Here is a 14,220-nt window from a genome sequence, read left to right as displayed (position 1 = left end):
ATAGCCTATGGACATAGAGGTCAAAAATGAGAAGAAGAAACCTCAGTTAAAGGACCACGAGCTAAAAGCGTTAATTCAAAAAAGTCAAGATGGAGATCAACAGGCGAGAGATACAATCGTTCAAAGTAATATGCGTCTCGTTTGGTCGGTTGTACAGCGGTTTCTTAATCGAGGATACGAACCAGACGATCTATTTCAAATTGGATGTATTGGGCTCTTGAAATCGGTAGATAAATTTGATTTATCTTTCGACGTGAAATTTTCAACATATGCAGTTCCAATGATTATTGGAGAAATACAACGTTTTTTACGTGATGATGGATCAGTGAAAGTTAGTAGGTCTTTAAAAGAAACAGGGAACAAAATTCGAAAGATGAGAGATGAGCTTTCGAAAGAGTTCGGAAGGGCTCCAACGATTAATGAGGTGGCAGAGGCGCTAGAACTAACGCCAGAGGAAGTTGTTCTAGCACAAGAAGCGAGCCGGGCGCCTTCATCTATACATGAAACTGTATATGAAAACGACGGTGATCCAATCACTATTTTAGATCAAATTGCAGATCAATCTGAAACGAAATGGTTCGATAAAATTGCTTTAAAAGAAGCGATTAGAGAACTAGATGAACGAGAGCGCTTAATTGTATACTTGCGTTACTATAAAGATCAAACACAGTCAGAAGTAGCAGAGCGCATAGGTATTTCGCAAGTACAAGTTTCAAGACTTGAAAAGAAAATATTAAAACAGATGAAAGATCGAATAGACGAATAATTGTCTATTCGATTTTTTTATGAAGTTAATAGGAGAGAGATGTTAATTTTCGAAAAAATTAACAGAATTTATTGATAATTTAGTTAATTTAAAATATAATCCAAGTATGAACTTGTCATAAAGGGGGGAAGGAAACATGGAAACGAGGCAACAATGGGGAACGAGAGCTGGATTTATTTTCGCAGCGGTCGGATCTGCCGTTGGATTAGGAAACATATGGCGTTTTCCTTATACAGCGTATGAAAATGGCGGCGGGGCATTCTTTTTACCGTACTTATTTGCATTATTAACGACGGGTATTTCATTGTTAGCATTTGAGTTTGCTCTTGGTCATCGTCATCGTGGCTCAGCACCACTTACATTTTTCCGTATTAGCCCGCGTGCCGAATTTATTGGATGGTGGCAAATGTGCGTAACATTTATTGTTTCAACATATTATGCAGTGATTATTGCTTGGTCTATATCGTATACATACTTTGCAATTACTGGAGCATGGGGAAAAGACACGCAATCATTTTTATTTAAAGAGTACTTACATGTTGCAGATAAGCCAGGACAATTTGGAGGACTTGTACCGGAAGTATTAATTCCGTTAGCTCTCGTTTGGATTATTGTGCTTGGCGTTGCATTTAAAGGAGTTAAAAAAGGAATCGAAGTTGTTAACCGTATATTTATTCCTTTATTAGTTGTTATGTTCCTTATTATCGTCGTTCGTGCAGTGACGATGGAAGGTGCTATGCAAGGACTAGATGCATTCTTTAAACCAGATTGGAGTCGTATTTTTGATGGGAAAGTATGGCTTGCTGCTTATGGTCAAATATTCTTTAGTTTATCTTTAGCATTTGGAATTATGATTACGTATTCTAGTTATTTACCGAAAAACTCTGATACAACAAATAATGCCTTTATTACTGGATTCGCAAACTCAGGATTTGAATTATTAGCAGGTATTGGAGTCTTTGCAGCTCTTGGATTTATGGCAAATAATATGGGAGTACCGGTTGATAAAGTAGCAAGTGCTGGCGTTGGACTTGCGTTCGTAGTATTTCCGCAAATTATTAATGAGTTGCCGATGTCACCGTTGTTTGGTGTATTATTTTTCTTATCGTTAACGGTTGCTGGAATCACATCACTTATTTCACTTGCGGAAGTATGCTTTGCCGCTGTATCTGAAAAATTCAGTTTAAGTCGTGAAAAAACCATTGGAATTATGGGAACCCTTCTCGTGTTAGTTTCTCTTGTTTTTGCAACACGTGGTGGACTTATGTTCTTAGATGTTGTCGACTATTTCGCTAATAATTTCGGATTAATTACAATTGCACTTGCGGAAGTAGTTACGATAGGGCTCATTTTACGTCGTTTACCAGTTTATCAAAATCATGCAAACTTTGTATCTGATATTAAATTAGGAACGTTTTGGAGAGTGAGTTTACTCGTTATTACTCCGCTTATGTTAGGGTATATGCTAATTGATGGTACAATCCAAAATATTAAAAAGAACTATGGAGATTATCCGACTGAGTTTGTTGTAACGTATGGTTGGTCGATAGCAGCAGCATTCCTCATAGTTGCAATAATCATTGGTCTGAAAAAATGGGATGCACAAATTCATTCGGACTCTGCCAAACTTGAAAAAGAATGGAAAGATCGAGGTGTTTCATAATGAGTGGATCAGCGATTATGATGATGGTTATTGGAATCGTAGTCATTTGGGGAGGGCTTGCATTAAGTATTGCAAACTTATTTAAGAAAAAGGCATAAGTAAAAAACATCTGCACCAAAATGGTGCAGATGTTTTTTTATGAAAAAATTGTATTAGAAAAAAATTCAATAACCATACTACAACTACGAGGAAGAGTGAAGGGGTGAATGAAAGTTGGAACAAACGATTTATATTAAAATGCGCAATCGTTTAAAAGTTTCTCCTACTTATGAAGTAAAGCTGGGCGATGTTGCTCAACTTGCCGGAGATTCTTCTGTAGTTGAGTTGTTACAAAATGAGATAGTTTACAAAATAACAGCGCATGATAAGACGCATGTTGTAATTGATGTTATGAAAGTAATTGAGATTATTCAACAGAAAGCATCTCATGTACAAATTAATTTACTCGGTTCTGGACAAACTCTTGTTGAAATTATATACGAAAAAAAGAAGGCGCATCCAGTTTTTTTCGGGCTTGTATGGCTGTTACTTTTCATTGGAGCGGCCCTTGCGATCATTTATTTCCATGAAGATGTAAGTATGCAACAAGTACATCAACGGTTATATTACATGATTACTGGAGAATTTAATGCGCAACCACTTTTATTTCAAATTCCTTATTCTTTAGGTCTTGGCTTAGGGATGGTTTTATTCTTTAATCATGTATTTCAAAAGCGAATTAATGAAGAGCCAAGTCCGCTAGAAGTTGAGATGTTTCAATACCAACAGTCGCTTGATCAATATGTAATCGTTAATGAAAACAAGGATAATATGAAACAACTTGCCGATGATTGAGTCTGGATTTGTTATTTTAATTGGTTTAGCTGGAGGGATTGCGGTAGGTAGCGGGTATGTCGCATTTTTAGCTGTACTTGGTATAATCCCCCGTTTAGCTCAATTAACGAGAAGTGGAAAGCATATTCAATATTTTGAGTGGGCAGTCATTGCAGGTACTTTAACAGGGGCTTGGTGTAGTTTGAAAAACATTACATTTCAAACATCGCAATATTGGCTCGTTATATTAGGGATATTTTGTGGCACGTTCATTGGAATGCTTGCTGCGGCATTAACAGAGGTGTTAAATGTTCTACCTATTTTAGCGAAACGAGTAGGGGTAGAGGGGAAGATTGTTGTTTTACTCATTGCTATTGTACTTGGGAAAGTAATAGGATCGTTGTTTCACTGGATTTATTTCGTAAAGTAGGAGGCAGTATATAAATGACAAGTCAGAAATTGAAGGATGATTACATAAATAAAGTGAAGGAGTATCATCCAAAGCCAAACTATTTACTAAATTGTATCAAAGCATTTCTTGTAGGTGGACTCATTTGTACAGTTGGAGAAGTATTGATGAAATTTTATATACATTATTTTCACTTCAGTGAACAAGAGGCAGGAAACCCAACTGTTGCAACGCTTGTTTTATTATCCGCGATTTTAACAGGATGTGGTGTATATGATAAAATCGGTCAATTTGCTGGAGCAGGATCAGCGGTGCCGGTGACAGGATTTGCAAATTCTATGGCGAGCGCTGCCTTAGAGCATAAGAGTGAAGGGATTGTTCTAGGGATTGCTACAAATATGTTTAAACTGGCAGGAAGTGTAATTGTATTTGGGGTTGTTGGTGCATATATCATTGGGTTAATAAGGTATACCTTTAAAGTTTTTATGTCTTAAAGGAGGGGCTAGTATGAGGTTGACCGGAAAACAAACGTGGGTATTTCAAAATGATATATATGTGAATGCAACGGGTACTGCTGTCGGTCCGAAAGAAGCTGAGGGCCCTCTTGGAAAAGATTTTGATATTTCATACGATGACTTGCATTGTGGAGAGGAAAATTGGGAGCTCGCCGAACGAAGATTAATGTCAGACTCAATTCAACAAGCAGTGCAAAAAGGGAATATAAAAACATCGCAAATTGATTTCTTTTTAGCGGGAGATTTATTAAATCAAACAGTGACAGCAAATTATGTTGCGCGTAAGTGGGGCATTCCTTTTTTAGGAATGTTTAGCGCTTGTGCGACGTCTATGGAGACTTTAGCAGTTGGCTCATCTTTTATAGACGGTGGATTTGCAAATCGTGTCTTAGCTACAGTAAGTAGTCATAATGCAACGGCTGAAAGACAATTTCGCTATCCAACAGAGTATGGTGGGCAAAAGCCAGGGACAGCAAATTCAACTGTGACTGGTGCAGGATCTATATTAATTAGCAATGAAAAAAGTGCGATTAAAATTACGGCGGCTACAATCGGAAAAGTGCAAGATTTAGGAATCACAAATCCTTTGGATATGGGGGCAGCGATGGCTCCAGCAGCAGCTCATACAATTCAACAGCATTTTGAAGATTTAAGAAGAAGTGCCGATGATTATGATTTAATTGTTACGGGTGATTTATCAGCTGTTGGGACGCCGATTGCAAAACAACTTTTACTTGAGGAAGGTTACGATCTTGGGCATATATACAATGATTGCGGATTGATGATTTATGAATCAAGTCAAGAAGAAGTGTTTGCAGGTGGTAGTGGTTGCGCTTGTTCAGCAGTTGTCACATATGGCCATTTATTACACGAGATGCAAAAAGGGAATTTACAACGAATTTTTGTCGTTGCCACTGGCGCATTATTAAGCCCGATGATGATGCAACAGAAAGAAACGATTCCAACAATTGCACATGGTGTCGTATTTGAAAGAGTTAAAGGAGAGTGAATTGTGGATTTTATATATGCATTTCTTGTAGGTGGAGCTATTTGTGTAATTGGGCAACTATTGTTAGATTTCGCAAAGTTAACACCAGCTCATTTAATGGCAACTTTTGTAGTCATCGGAGCAATTTTAGATGGATTTGGATTGTACGATAAACTAATAAAGTTTGCAGGTGCTGGAGCAACAGTCCCTATTACAAGTTTTGGACATTCACTATTGCACGGAGCAATGCATGCAGCAGAAAAACATGGATATTTAGGAATTGGTATTGGCATGTTTAGTTTAACGTCTGCGGGCATTTCCGCAGCGATATTGTTTTCGTTTTTTATAGCACTTATATGTAAACCGAAAGGATAAATCAAATGAGACGAAGGGTTGTTTTGGTCACAGATGGAGATGAATATGCAAAGCGGACAATTGAGCTTTTAACAAAGGAATTTGGGGGAAGGTGTATTTCAGCATCACAAAGTAATCCAACCAAATTGACAGGGAAAAAAGTTGTTGAGCTTATTATGCAAACGCCATATGACCCTGTATTTGTCATGTTTGATGACAGTGGATTTATTGGAGAAGGATCTGGTGAGAAGGCTTTAAAATATGTGGCTACCCATAAACAAATTGATGTGCTCGGAATTTTAGCAGTAGCGTCTAATACGCATCATTGGGAATGGGCACGTGTAGATGTAAGTGTAGATCGGAATGGGAATTTAACCGAATACGGTGTTGATAAATTTGGACTTCCAGATGGTGAAATTGGCAGGATTAGTGGAGATACAATATATTGCTTAGACGATTTAAATGTTCCTGTCATTGTTGGAGTTGGTGATATTGGTAAAATGTGCGGGAATGATGAATGGGAGAGAGGGTCACCTATTACTAGAAAAGCGATTCAATTAATTTTGGAAAGGAGTGGTTTTTATGACGAAGCCTAAAAAGGTGGATATCCCTATATCAACTTTCATAAGTGACAATGAAAATTATTTAAAGCAGACAGTTGGACTAGGCGTTACATACGATGTTGGCATTCGTAAATTTCAAATTTTGAATAAAGAAATTGGTGTGTTATTTGTAAACGGACTTTGTGATACAAATTATATTATCCCTATTTTAGAAGAAGCGGTGGATACAAATGAGATAAGGGATGTAGAAGAAGATACAGTGAAGCTTTTAGAGAATCGCTTAATCCATCAACAAGTAAGCAAAGTGAAAACGATGGATGAGGTAATGCTCCAAGTATTATCAGGACTCATTGTGATATTTGTGGAAGGTGAAACGGAAGCGTTCGCGATCGATGTTCGTAGTTATCCAGGGCGAACACCGACAGAACCAGATACCGAAAAGGTAGTACGCGGTGCGAGGGATGGGTTTGTTGAAAATATCGTTGTAAATACAGCATTAATTCGTAGAAGAATTCGAGATCCACGTCTTCGAAATGAAATTATTCGAGTAGGAGATAGATCACAAACGGATATTTGTATTACATACGTTCAAGATGTTGCAAATCCAGACTTAGTAAAGATTATAAAACAAGAATTAAATAACATCGATGTAGATGGAATTACGATGGCGGATAAAACAGTAGAAGAATTTGTTGTAAAGCAAAGCTATAACCCATTCCCACTTATTCGATATACAGAAAGGCCAGATGTAGCAGCAAATCATCTACTAGAAGGGCATGTGTTAGTGCTCGTTGACACATCACCAAGTGCTATGATTACACCGACAACATATTTTCATCATTTACAGCATGCGGAAGAATTTAGACAAAATCCAGCTGTCGGTACATTTTTACGCTGGGTGCGCTTTTTAGGTGTTATATTCTCGTTATTTTTATTACCATTTTGGCTAGTGTTTGTATTTGATCCAACTCTTTTGCCAGCAAATCTTGCTTTTATTGGACCGACTAAGATGACGCATTTACCAATTTTATTACAGGTGTTAATGGCAGAGGTCGGACTTGAGTTTTTAAGGATGGCAGCCATTCATACTCCAACGCCGTTATCGTCTGCAGCAGGGTTGATTTCCGCTATATTAATTGGTCAAATTGCAATTGATGTAGGTTTGTTTGTGCCAGAAGTAATTTTGTATGTAGCGGTTTCGATGATTGGTGCATATGCAACACCGAGTTATGAATTAGGATTAGGGAATAAGGTTGGGAAATTGTTTGTTATTATTTTAACAGGTCTCTTCCATGAGATGGGATTTGTAATTGGTATGACGATATTAATTTTATTTTTAACGTCTATAAAAAGTTTACAAACACCTTATTTATGGCCGTTTTTACCATTTGATTGGGGCGCGTTAACAAAAATTTTACTCCGTCCAACAATGTCTAGTTTAAAAGTACGACCAAGTATTGTAAGACCTCAAAATGTAAAAAGACAAAAATAAACGGGATTATACACCCGTTTATTTTTTTTAGCAAAAATTTATTGTTTTTTAACAAAAATCACACATTTTTTGTGTACACTTAGAGTAGATATTGTGTATGGAAGGGGAAGAGGACATGATTAAATTATTTATAAGTGATTTAGATGACACGCTCGTTTACGATGTGAATCATATGCAAAAAGAAGATGAACGTGCGCTGTGTTGGTTAGCTGAGAAAGGGACAAATATTTGTTTTGCCTCTGGCCGCTTTACACATAGAATTGATGAAGTTGTAAAAAGGTTTTCATTCCCATATTACACAACAGGCTTAAATGGAGCGACAATGTTACTTCCGGATGGGGATTTATTCCATGAATCGAGTTTTGAAAATACGGTTGCCCAGGAAATATATCGATATATACATAAAAAAGGACTAGCGGATATTGTTTGTGCAAATGAGCAGCGATATACAAAAAGGAAAAATGAACAACACCATAATTTTGAAGCGTATATGGGTGTGCATATCGCTGAAATTGAAGCGTTAGAAGAAGAGTTTGGTAAGACTGTGCACCCTGCAAAATTGTTTGTTTTTGGAGAAGAAGAGAAAATTGTGACGTTAGATCAAGAGCTACGAGATACGTTTCAAGGCGAAGCGGAAGTTTTTATATCAGGTAAACGCTATGTTGATATTATGCCAAGAGGCGTGAGTAAGGGTAGTGCTCTAAAGCGACTAATGGACCATTTGCAAATTGAAGCAAATGAAGTTGCTTGTATTGGAGATTCTTTCAATGATATTTCTATGTTTGAAGTAACCCCGCATTCATTTACTCTTCATCATGCCCATCCATATGTAAAGGAGAAAGCAAATCATATAGTGCGTTCGGTTGAAGAGGCTGTTATGAAATTACCGTTACTTGTATAAAAAAGAAGCCCGTCACTGGCGGGCTTCTTTTTTACTTGAATAAAGATTTAACAAAATCAATGATACTTGAGAAGAAATCTTTCACTTTATCTAGAAAACTTTGTCCTTCTTCAGATCCTAAAAAGGCAGAAACGTGTTCTTTTGCTTTGTTTAATTGACTACCAACTTGATTCCAATCGATATTAAGATTTTTCATTTTATCAAATAACGATACTAAGTTATCTAACTGTTCATCTGTTAATGTAATGCCTAATTGATCAGCAATTTTTTTAATTAATGAACGTAAATCTTCTGTTGTTTTTGGCTGTTCTTTTGCAATTTCTTCTTTAATTTTTGCAACAAGTTGAACTGCTTTTTCTTCACCAATTTTATCACCAAGCTGGGCTGTTTGTACCATTTCTTCATTCGCTACTTTTTTAACTTCTTCAGGAATTTGTTTATTGGACGCAGTTTCATATGCTTTCATTAATCCAGTTAAAGCTGCAGTTCCTGAAACTTTAAAAGGTGCGTTAATTTGAATTTCTGCATCTTTTACACCTGCTGTAATCAAAGCGTTAGTGTACATTGCATCTGTTACCCAGTTAATGTTCTTTGATCGTACAATAAGACCAGATCCTGGTTTAGTGTATGTAATCATAGAAGAAGAAATTGCTCTCGTACCAATTTGTGCTTTTGGAACAATGCCTTCTAGAAATTTATGTTCTTCCGCATTAGATACAGTAATAATTGTAGCATCTTTCGGTGCTTTCATTTCTTTTAACAGATCTTGTTTTTGTTGTTCGGATAAGTTCTCTCCTAGTGTAACAATTGATTCTCCCTCGATGATGTCTGCAAATGAAGCTGTTGGCATCATAAATACCGTTACAGCTAATAGCAGAGCTAATAATTTCGTTCTCACGAAAAATCGCTCCCTTTCTCTTTCTAAAATTTTCGGGCAACAAAGTTATTATAGTATATATTTCTTATTTGTCACCTAGCTTTTTCCACATTTCAAAAAAGAAGTATCTAGATTGTCGGATTCTTTTTGTTTCTAGTCATGAATGTGGTAATATAGTGCTGAGATAGTTGAAAGGAGACATATACATATGAAAACTTTAGGATACATATTAATGGAAAACGGTGAAAAAATCGACTTGGAATTTTTCCCAGAAGAAGCACCGAAAACAGTAGAAAACTTTAAAAAATTAGCAGAGCAAGGATTTTATGATGGTGTTACATTCCACCGTGTTATTCCTGGCTTCGTAAGCCAAGGTGGAGACCCAACAGGTACAGGTGCAGGTGGCCCAGGTTACTCTATTCCATGTGAAACTGATGGAAACCCTCATAGACACCTTGTCGGATCACTTTCTATGGCTCATGCTGGCCGTAACACAGGCGGTAGCCAATTCTTTGTTGTTCATGAGCCACAGCCACATTTAGATGGCGTTCATACTGTATTTGGTAAAGCAACAAGCGGTATTGAAACAGTATTAAAAATGCGTCAAGGCGATGTAATGAAAGAAGTTAAAGTTTGGGAAGAATAAGGTAAGGGAAAAGAGAGCTTTTGCTCTCTTTTTTTACTTTTAAATGGGACGGGGTACTTCTTCTGCAGCTCATCATACAAGTAGTATTGTTGCTAAAATATATTGCTTGTGAGAACAAACCTTTAACAAATTACATAGAATACATTACATTATATGTTTCAATAAATATTTTTTGTTATATTAATTTTGCTAGAAGTGTGCTGCTTTAGGGTAACTATTAATGAAGTGATATTGAATGATATGTTTCTTTCCATTCCATATAAAATTTTCTTTTTTTAACTCTATTTATTAAAGGAATAGTGCTGAAACATAGATTTGACTTTCTTCTTTTCGCTTTGTATGATTATCAAGTTGTTTTAGGCTCTTCTCACTCTGTTGAAAATATTGTAAAATGAATATGATATGAAAAGAGTGATTGAGGGGATTACTAGTTTGTAACTTTTGTAAGAAGGGATAAGGGTTATGTTAATTCGTTTTAAAAAAAGTTATGAAAAAATTGCAATGGGGCTTCTTTCGTTTATGCCAACTGAAAAAGATGTGAAAACATTACAATTGACAATGAAAGAATATGAAGCAAAAGATGATTGGCAATTGTATTTGTGGAAAGAGAATGAAGATTTTGTTGGAATAATGGGGATTGTAAAAAAAGAGAATCAAGTATTAGAAATTCAGCATTTGAGTGTCAACCCATCTCACCGTCATGTAGGGATTGGGACAAAGATGGTTCAAGAGTTAAAGAGTAAATTTCTTGAGTTTACAATTTGCGGAAATGAGCAAACAGCAAGTTTTTGCGAAAAATGTAAAGGGCTAGAACAAAATATACATTCGTGAAAGCAGGGATAAGTAGTTTATTATCTCTGCTTTCTTTTTTGTAATTGTTCATTTCGTTCAGTAATGACTTCTGTGCGATCACGCATAGTATGCTTGTTTATAATATATTCACTTGGGATAGCATTCAAATCTTTCCAAGGGAGGTTTTGTTTTTGACATAACTCTGTGCACTGCTTCTCTAACGATGGATCTGATAAGGGTAAAAATAAAGGTACAAAACGTTCTTTTTTATGGATAGATTGCAATCTTTCATTGAGCAAGGAAAGAAGTTGTACTTGATTAATTCCTAAACGTTGTAAAGACACACCGCTTTTTTCTAAAATTGTGATTGCGCTTTTCATCATTTTTGTAGAACCATTCCAGTTATCACGTCTTTGGTGGTATAAAGAAACTGCAATTTGAATGAGACCAACTAAGTAATGATCACGATTTCCTCGTGGTTTTGTCTTCCAGTACTCTTCTAGTATTTCGTGGCATTCAAAATAGTCGTAATCTCCTTGGAAATGAATTAAAAATTGTATGTATTCGGTAGGATACATGTTTTCTCGCCCCTATCTAACGGTTATACATATAAGTGTATCATAGAAATATGAACAATAAACGACTAGGAGATTTCCCCCTAGCCGTTATTGTTCATATTAGCAGAAGCAAGCTGCTCCTACAATAATTAGTAAAATAAACAGTACAACAAGTAATGCGAACCCACCGCTAAAACCACAATCAACGTGACCCATAGTTTTTTGACCTCCTACATTGTTCTTACTACACTGTTATCATATGAAGTGGTGGGCATGATGACATAGGCATCGGTCTATTTTTAATTAAATTTCTTAAAAAGGTTGGATAGAACATGAGTATGCTCTATACTTATGTTGTTATAGAAAAAATGTGGTGGGATGCTTTGTGCAATATAATTTTAAAGTAGAGGCTTTTGAAGGGCCTTTAGATCTATTGTTACATTTAATACATCGTTATGAAATTGATATATATAATATTCCTGTAGCAGATATTACAGAGCAATATTTATCTTATGTGCATACGATGAAAGAACTTCAATTAGATGTTGCAAGTGAGTATTTAGTAATGGCCGCAACGTTATTACAAATTAAAAGTAAAATGTTGTTGCCGAAACATGAAGAAGATGTACTTGATAACGGTGATGATTTTATAGATGATCCTCGTCAAGAATTGATGGAGAGGTTAATTGAATATAAGAAATATAAGCAAGTTGCTACTGAGTTAAAAGAAAGAGAACAAGAAAGAGCACAGCTATATACACGTCCACCAATTGACTTTACATCGTTGCAACAAGAAGAGGAGACAAGCTTGCCTCTTGATGTTACGTTATATGATATGCTAGCGGCATTTCAAAAATTAATGCGCCGTAAAAAGGCAAAAAAACCTGTAACAACACGTATTACTCGTCAAGAAATACCAATTGAACAGCGAATGACTGATATTTTAAAGCAGTTAAAAATAAAGGGTGGTCGCCAAAGTTTTTATGATTTATTTGTTGATGATGAACGTGAAATAATGGTCGTAACATTTTTAGCAGTTCTGGAACTTATGAAAAATCAACAAATCATAATTGAGCAAGAACATAATTTTGATGAAATTTTCGTATCAAGCTCTAATAAATCTGCATAGGGCAAGTATGTAAAATTGGGATAAAAACACTTTATCTCATGCTATGTTTTAATGTATCGTTTGGAACAAGAGAAAAAATATTGAACCGAACGCATTGATTGTGATTCGGTTTTTTGATGTGTATTTTTATGGGAAAATAGAAGGAAGGAGCTCGTGAAATGGATAGGAAAGAACAAAAGTCAATTATTGAAGGCCTTTTATTTGTTTCTGGTGATGAAGGGATTTATCCAGAACAAATAGCGAAAGTTCTTGAAATTGAAATGAATGAAGTAATGAATATTTTAGAAGAAATGCAACAAGAATGTGAAGGTGCAAACCGTGGTTTGCAAATTGTACAGTATGCAAAAGTATATCGTTTTGCTACAAAGAAAGAACATGCTTCATATTATCAAAAACTAATAGATACACCAACAGCTGCTTCGCTCTCACAAGCTGCCCTTGAAACGTTAGCGATTGTTGCATATCGTCAACCAATCACAAGGACTGAAATGGAAGAGATTAGAGGAGTTAAAACCGATAAGGCGTTACAAACGTTGGTTTCCCATTTACTTATAAAAGAAATGGGAAGGGCGGAAGGACCAGGGCGTCCTATTTTATACGGAACAACAAAAGAATTTTTGGACACATTTGGATTGAAAACATTAGATGATTTACCCCCGCTTTCTGAAGAGAATGAACAAATGAATGAAGCAGATTTATTCTTCGGTTCCTTACAAGAGATATCGAAATAAAAGCTTAGCATTTTGCTAAGCTTTTTTTGTATATCAATTATTTACAGTGCCATACTAAATGAAAAAAGGAGACGAGTTATGAGAGGTATGCGGATTATTCTATTATTAGTTTCTGTTTTATTATGTTTTTCTTTAAATAGCGCATCAGCTAAAAGGTATATGATGTCCATTCATACTACGTCTCCTTTACATATGCATCGGCAACATCTTAGTAAAATGAAAGTGAGCTTTTTAAAAGTGGGGCAAGGTGATGCAACACTTATCATAATGCCAAACGGACAAACAATGTTAATTGATGGAGGACCTTATGAAGCAGGAGAGGTTATTATTCAGAAATTAATTGAGAAAGGGATTAATCATTTAGATGTAATTGTCAGTACGCATCCCGATATGGATCATATAGGGGGGCTAATTCCAATTGTAGAGCAAATGCCGGTATCGCTTATATTAGATAGCGGAAAAACATATAGTTCTCTTACTTATCATACATATCGGAATAATATTAAAAAAAGAGGGATACCTTTCGTTTCAGTAAAGGAAGGGCAATATATACCGCTGGATCCACATGTTTCTATACAAGTATTAAACAATGGGAAATCAAAAGATGAAAATAATGAATCCTCAATTGTTTTGAAGGTACGATATGGAAAAGCGGATTTTTTATTAATGGGTGACGCGGATGTACGGACAGAACATGAAATATTAAAACAATTTGATGTACATGCAGATGTTTTAAAAGTGGGGCATCACGGCTCGTATACTTCAACAAGTGAAACGTTTATAAAAAAAGTGGAACCGCAGTTTGCTATTCTGTCTTATGGGAGTAGTAATCCGTATGGACATCCTCACCAAAGTGTAGTAAAACGCTTAAAAAGGCACGGTATAATGGTATATAGAACGAATAAACGTACAGTAGAAATAGAAACAGATGGTGAACATGTTATGTTAGAGTCTAGTGGGTTAATGCCATTGTTGAAGTGACTTCTATATTAGGGGTGGATACTGTCCCTTTTTGGAAAAATGA

At 35.9% G+C, this 14,220-nt stretch carries 19 protein-coding genes; 16 read left to right on the top strand and 3 right to left on the bottom strand.

The genetic code is table 11. From position 1 onward, the window contains the following. Nucleotides 1-7 precede the first annotated feature (7 nt). The 11 genes from sigF (at nucleotide 8) to NZ044_RS20020 (ending at nucleotide 8,464) form a co-directional block, all read left to right on the top strand. The gene (gene sigF / locus NZ044_RS20070) at nucleotides 8-766 is read left to right on the top strand and encodes an RNA polymerase sporulation sigma factor SigF (protein ID WP_000350729.1); all 759 of its coding nucleotides are present in this window, start codon (nucleotides 8-10) and stop codon (nucleotides 764-766) included. Between the two features lie 136 nt (nucleotides 767-902). Then, nucleotides 903-2,429 carry a sodium-dependent transporter gene (locus NZ044_RS20065; protein WP_000450088.1) on the top strand — a complete coding sequence of 509 codons (1,527 nt, stop codon included), beginning with the start codon at nucleotides 903-905 and terminating at the stop codon, nucleotides 2,427-2,429. Then, nucleotides 2,429-2,527, top strand: a complete 99-nt coding sequence (locus NZ044_RS20060) for a methionine/alanine import family NSS transporter small subunit (protein ID WP_000016826.1) — start codon at nucleotides 2,429-2,431, stop codon at nucleotides 2,525-2,527. Before NZ044_RS20065 ends, NZ044_RS20060 begins: the two co-directional genes overlap by 1 nt. Nucleotides 2,528-2,642: 115 nt before the next feature. Further along, nucleotides 2,643-3,263: a stage V sporulation protein AA gene (locus NZ044_RS20055; protein ID WP_000438368.1), complete on the top strand. Its 621-nt coding sequence runs from the start codon at nucleotides 2,643-2,645 to the stop codon at nucleotides 3,261-3,263. After that, nucleotides 3,256-3,672 carry a stage V sporulation protein SpoVAB gene (spoVAB, locus tag NZ044_RS20050; protein ID WP_000572938.1) on the top strand — a complete coding sequence of 139 codons (417 nt, stop codon included), beginning with the start codon at nucleotides 3,256-3,258 and terminating at the stop codon, nucleotides 3,670-3,672. Before NZ044_RS20055 ends, spoVAB begins: the two co-directional genes overlap by 8 nt. Nucleotides 3,673-3,686: 14 nt before the next feature. Then, a complete protein-coding gene (spoVAC, locus tag NZ044_RS20045; RefSeq protein ID WP_000203809.1) occupies nucleotides 3,687-4,145 on the top strand; it encodes a stage V sporulation protein AC in 459 nt (152 codons plus the stop codon). 13 nt (nucleotides 4,146-4,158) lie between these two features. Then, the gene (gene spoVAD, locus NZ044_RS20040) at nucleotides 4,159-5,175 is read left to right on the top strand and encodes a stage V sporulation protein AD (RefSeq protein ID WP_118961567.1); all 1,017 of its coding nucleotides are present in this window, start codon (nucleotides 4,159-4,161) and stop codon (nucleotides 5,173-5,175) included. 3 nt (nucleotides 5,176-5,178) lie between these two features. Next, nucleotides 5,179-5,529, top strand: a complete 351-nt coding sequence (spoVAE, locus tag NZ044_RS20035; protein ID WP_000345907.1) for a stage V sporulation protein AE — start codon at nucleotides 5,179-5,181, stop codon at nucleotides 5,527-5,529. A gap of 5 nt (nucleotides 5,530-5,534) precedes the next feature. Beyond that, nucleotides 5,535-6,104, top strand: a complete 570-nt coding sequence (locus NZ044_RS20030; protein ID WP_001254416.1) for a stage V sporulation protein AE — start codon at nucleotides 5,535-5,537, stop codon at nucleotides 6,102-6,104. Next, nucleotides 6,091-7,563 (top strand): spore germination protein SpoVAF, encoded by a 1,473-nt coding sequence (gene spoVAF, locus NZ044_RS20025; protein WP_000165593.1) that lies wholly within the window; start codon nucleotides 6,091-6,093, stop codon nucleotides 7,561-7,563. The genes NZ044_RS20030 and spoVAF overlap by 14 nt, the downstream gene beginning before the upstream one ends. A 97-nt stretch (nucleotides 7,564-7,660) precedes the next feature. After that, the gene (locus tag NZ044_RS20020) at nucleotides 7,661-8,464 is read left to right on the top strand and encodes a Cof-type HAD-IIB family hydrolase (RefSeq protein ID WP_118961566.1); all 804 of its coding nucleotides are present in this window, start codon (nucleotides 7,661-7,663) and stop codon (nucleotides 8,462-8,464) included. Nucleotides 8,465-8,495: 31 nt separating this feature from the next. Here the strand turns inward: NZ044_RS20020 and NZ044_RS20015 are convergent, their stop codons facing one another. Then, on the bottom strand, nucleotides 8,496-9,362 hold the full coding sequence (locus NZ044_RS20015; protein WP_001259343.1) for a DUF1002 domain-containing protein: 867 nt from the start codon (nucleotides 9,360-9,362) through the stop codon (nucleotides 8,496-8,498). Nucleotides 9,363-9,549: 187 nt separating this feature from the next. Between NZ044_RS20015 and NZ044_RS20010 the strand changes: the two genes are divergently transcribed. Further along, nucleotides 9,550-9,987 (top strand): peptidylprolyl isomerase, encoded by a 438-nt coding sequence (locus NZ044_RS20010; RefSeq protein ID WP_000853784.1) that lies wholly within the window; start codon nucleotides 9,550-9,552, stop codon nucleotides 9,985-9,987. A 462-nt stretch (nucleotides 9,988-10,449) separates the two neighbouring features. Next, nucleotides 10,450-10,818 carry a GNAT family N-acetyltransferase RibT gene (gene ribT, locus NZ044_RS20005; RefSeq protein ID WP_000908401.1) on the top strand — a complete coding sequence of 123 codons (369 nt, stop codon included), beginning with the start codon at nucleotides 10,450-10,452 and terminating at the stop codon, nucleotides 10,816-10,818. Between the two features lie 20 nt (nucleotides 10,819-10,838). On the opposite strand, the gene NZ044_RS20000 is transcribed toward ribT, so the two are convergent. Together NZ044_RS20000 and NZ044_RS19995 are read right to left on the bottom strand one after the other, a co-directional pair. Next, on the bottom strand, nucleotides 10,839-11,357 hold the full coding sequence (locus tag NZ044_RS20000) for a DUF309 domain-containing protein (protein ID WP_000283612.1): 519 nt from the start codon (nucleotides 11,355-11,357) through the stop codon (nucleotides 10,839-10,841). Nucleotides 11,358-11,456: 99 nt separating this feature from the next. Beyond that, the gene (locus NZ044_RS19995; RefSeq protein ID WP_000510194.1) at nucleotides 11,457-11,552 is read right to left on the bottom strand and encodes a YjcZ family sporulation protein; all 96 of its coding nucleotides are present in this window, start codon (nucleotides 11,550-11,552) and stop codon (nucleotides 11,457-11,459) included. A gap of 169 nt (nucleotides 11,553-11,721) precedes the next feature. On the opposite strand from NZ044_RS19995, the gene scpA reads away from it, so the two are divergent. The 3 genes from scpA to NZ044_RS19980 all read left to right on the top strand — a co-directional run bounded on the left by scpA (nucleotide 11,722) and on the right by NZ044_RS19980 (nucleotide 14,177). Further along, nucleotides 11,722-12,465 (top strand): segregation/condensation protein A, encoded by a 744-nt coding sequence (gene scpA, locus NZ044_RS19990; protein WP_001199753.1) that lies wholly within the window; start codon nucleotides 11,722-11,724, stop codon nucleotides 12,463-12,465. Between the two features lie 158 nt (nucleotides 12,466-12,623). Beyond that, on the top strand, nucleotides 12,624-13,196 hold the full coding sequence (gene scpB / locus NZ044_RS19985; protein WP_000375173.1) for a segregation/condensation protein ScpB: 573 nt from the start codon (nucleotides 12,624-12,626) through the stop codon (nucleotides 13,194-13,196). A gap of 78 nt (nucleotides 13,197-13,274) precedes the next feature. Next, nucleotides 13,275-14,177, top strand: coding sequence for a ComEC/Rec2 family competence protein (locus tag NZ044_RS19980; protein ID WP_001214828.1), 903 nt, complete (start codon nucleotides 13,275-13,277; stop codon nucleotides 14,175-14,177). Nucleotides 14,178-14,220: the final 43 nt, after the last annotated feature.

This window comes from Bacillus sp. FSL K6-1338 (assembly GCF_038006965.1).
Taxonomy (GTDB): domain Bacteria; phylum Bacillota; class Bacilli; order Bacillales; family Bacillaceae_G; genus Bacillus_A; species Bacillus_A thuringiensis_S.
Note: the sequence above shows the minus strand (reverse complement) of the source record. Positions and strands in the feature narration are given on the sequence as shown.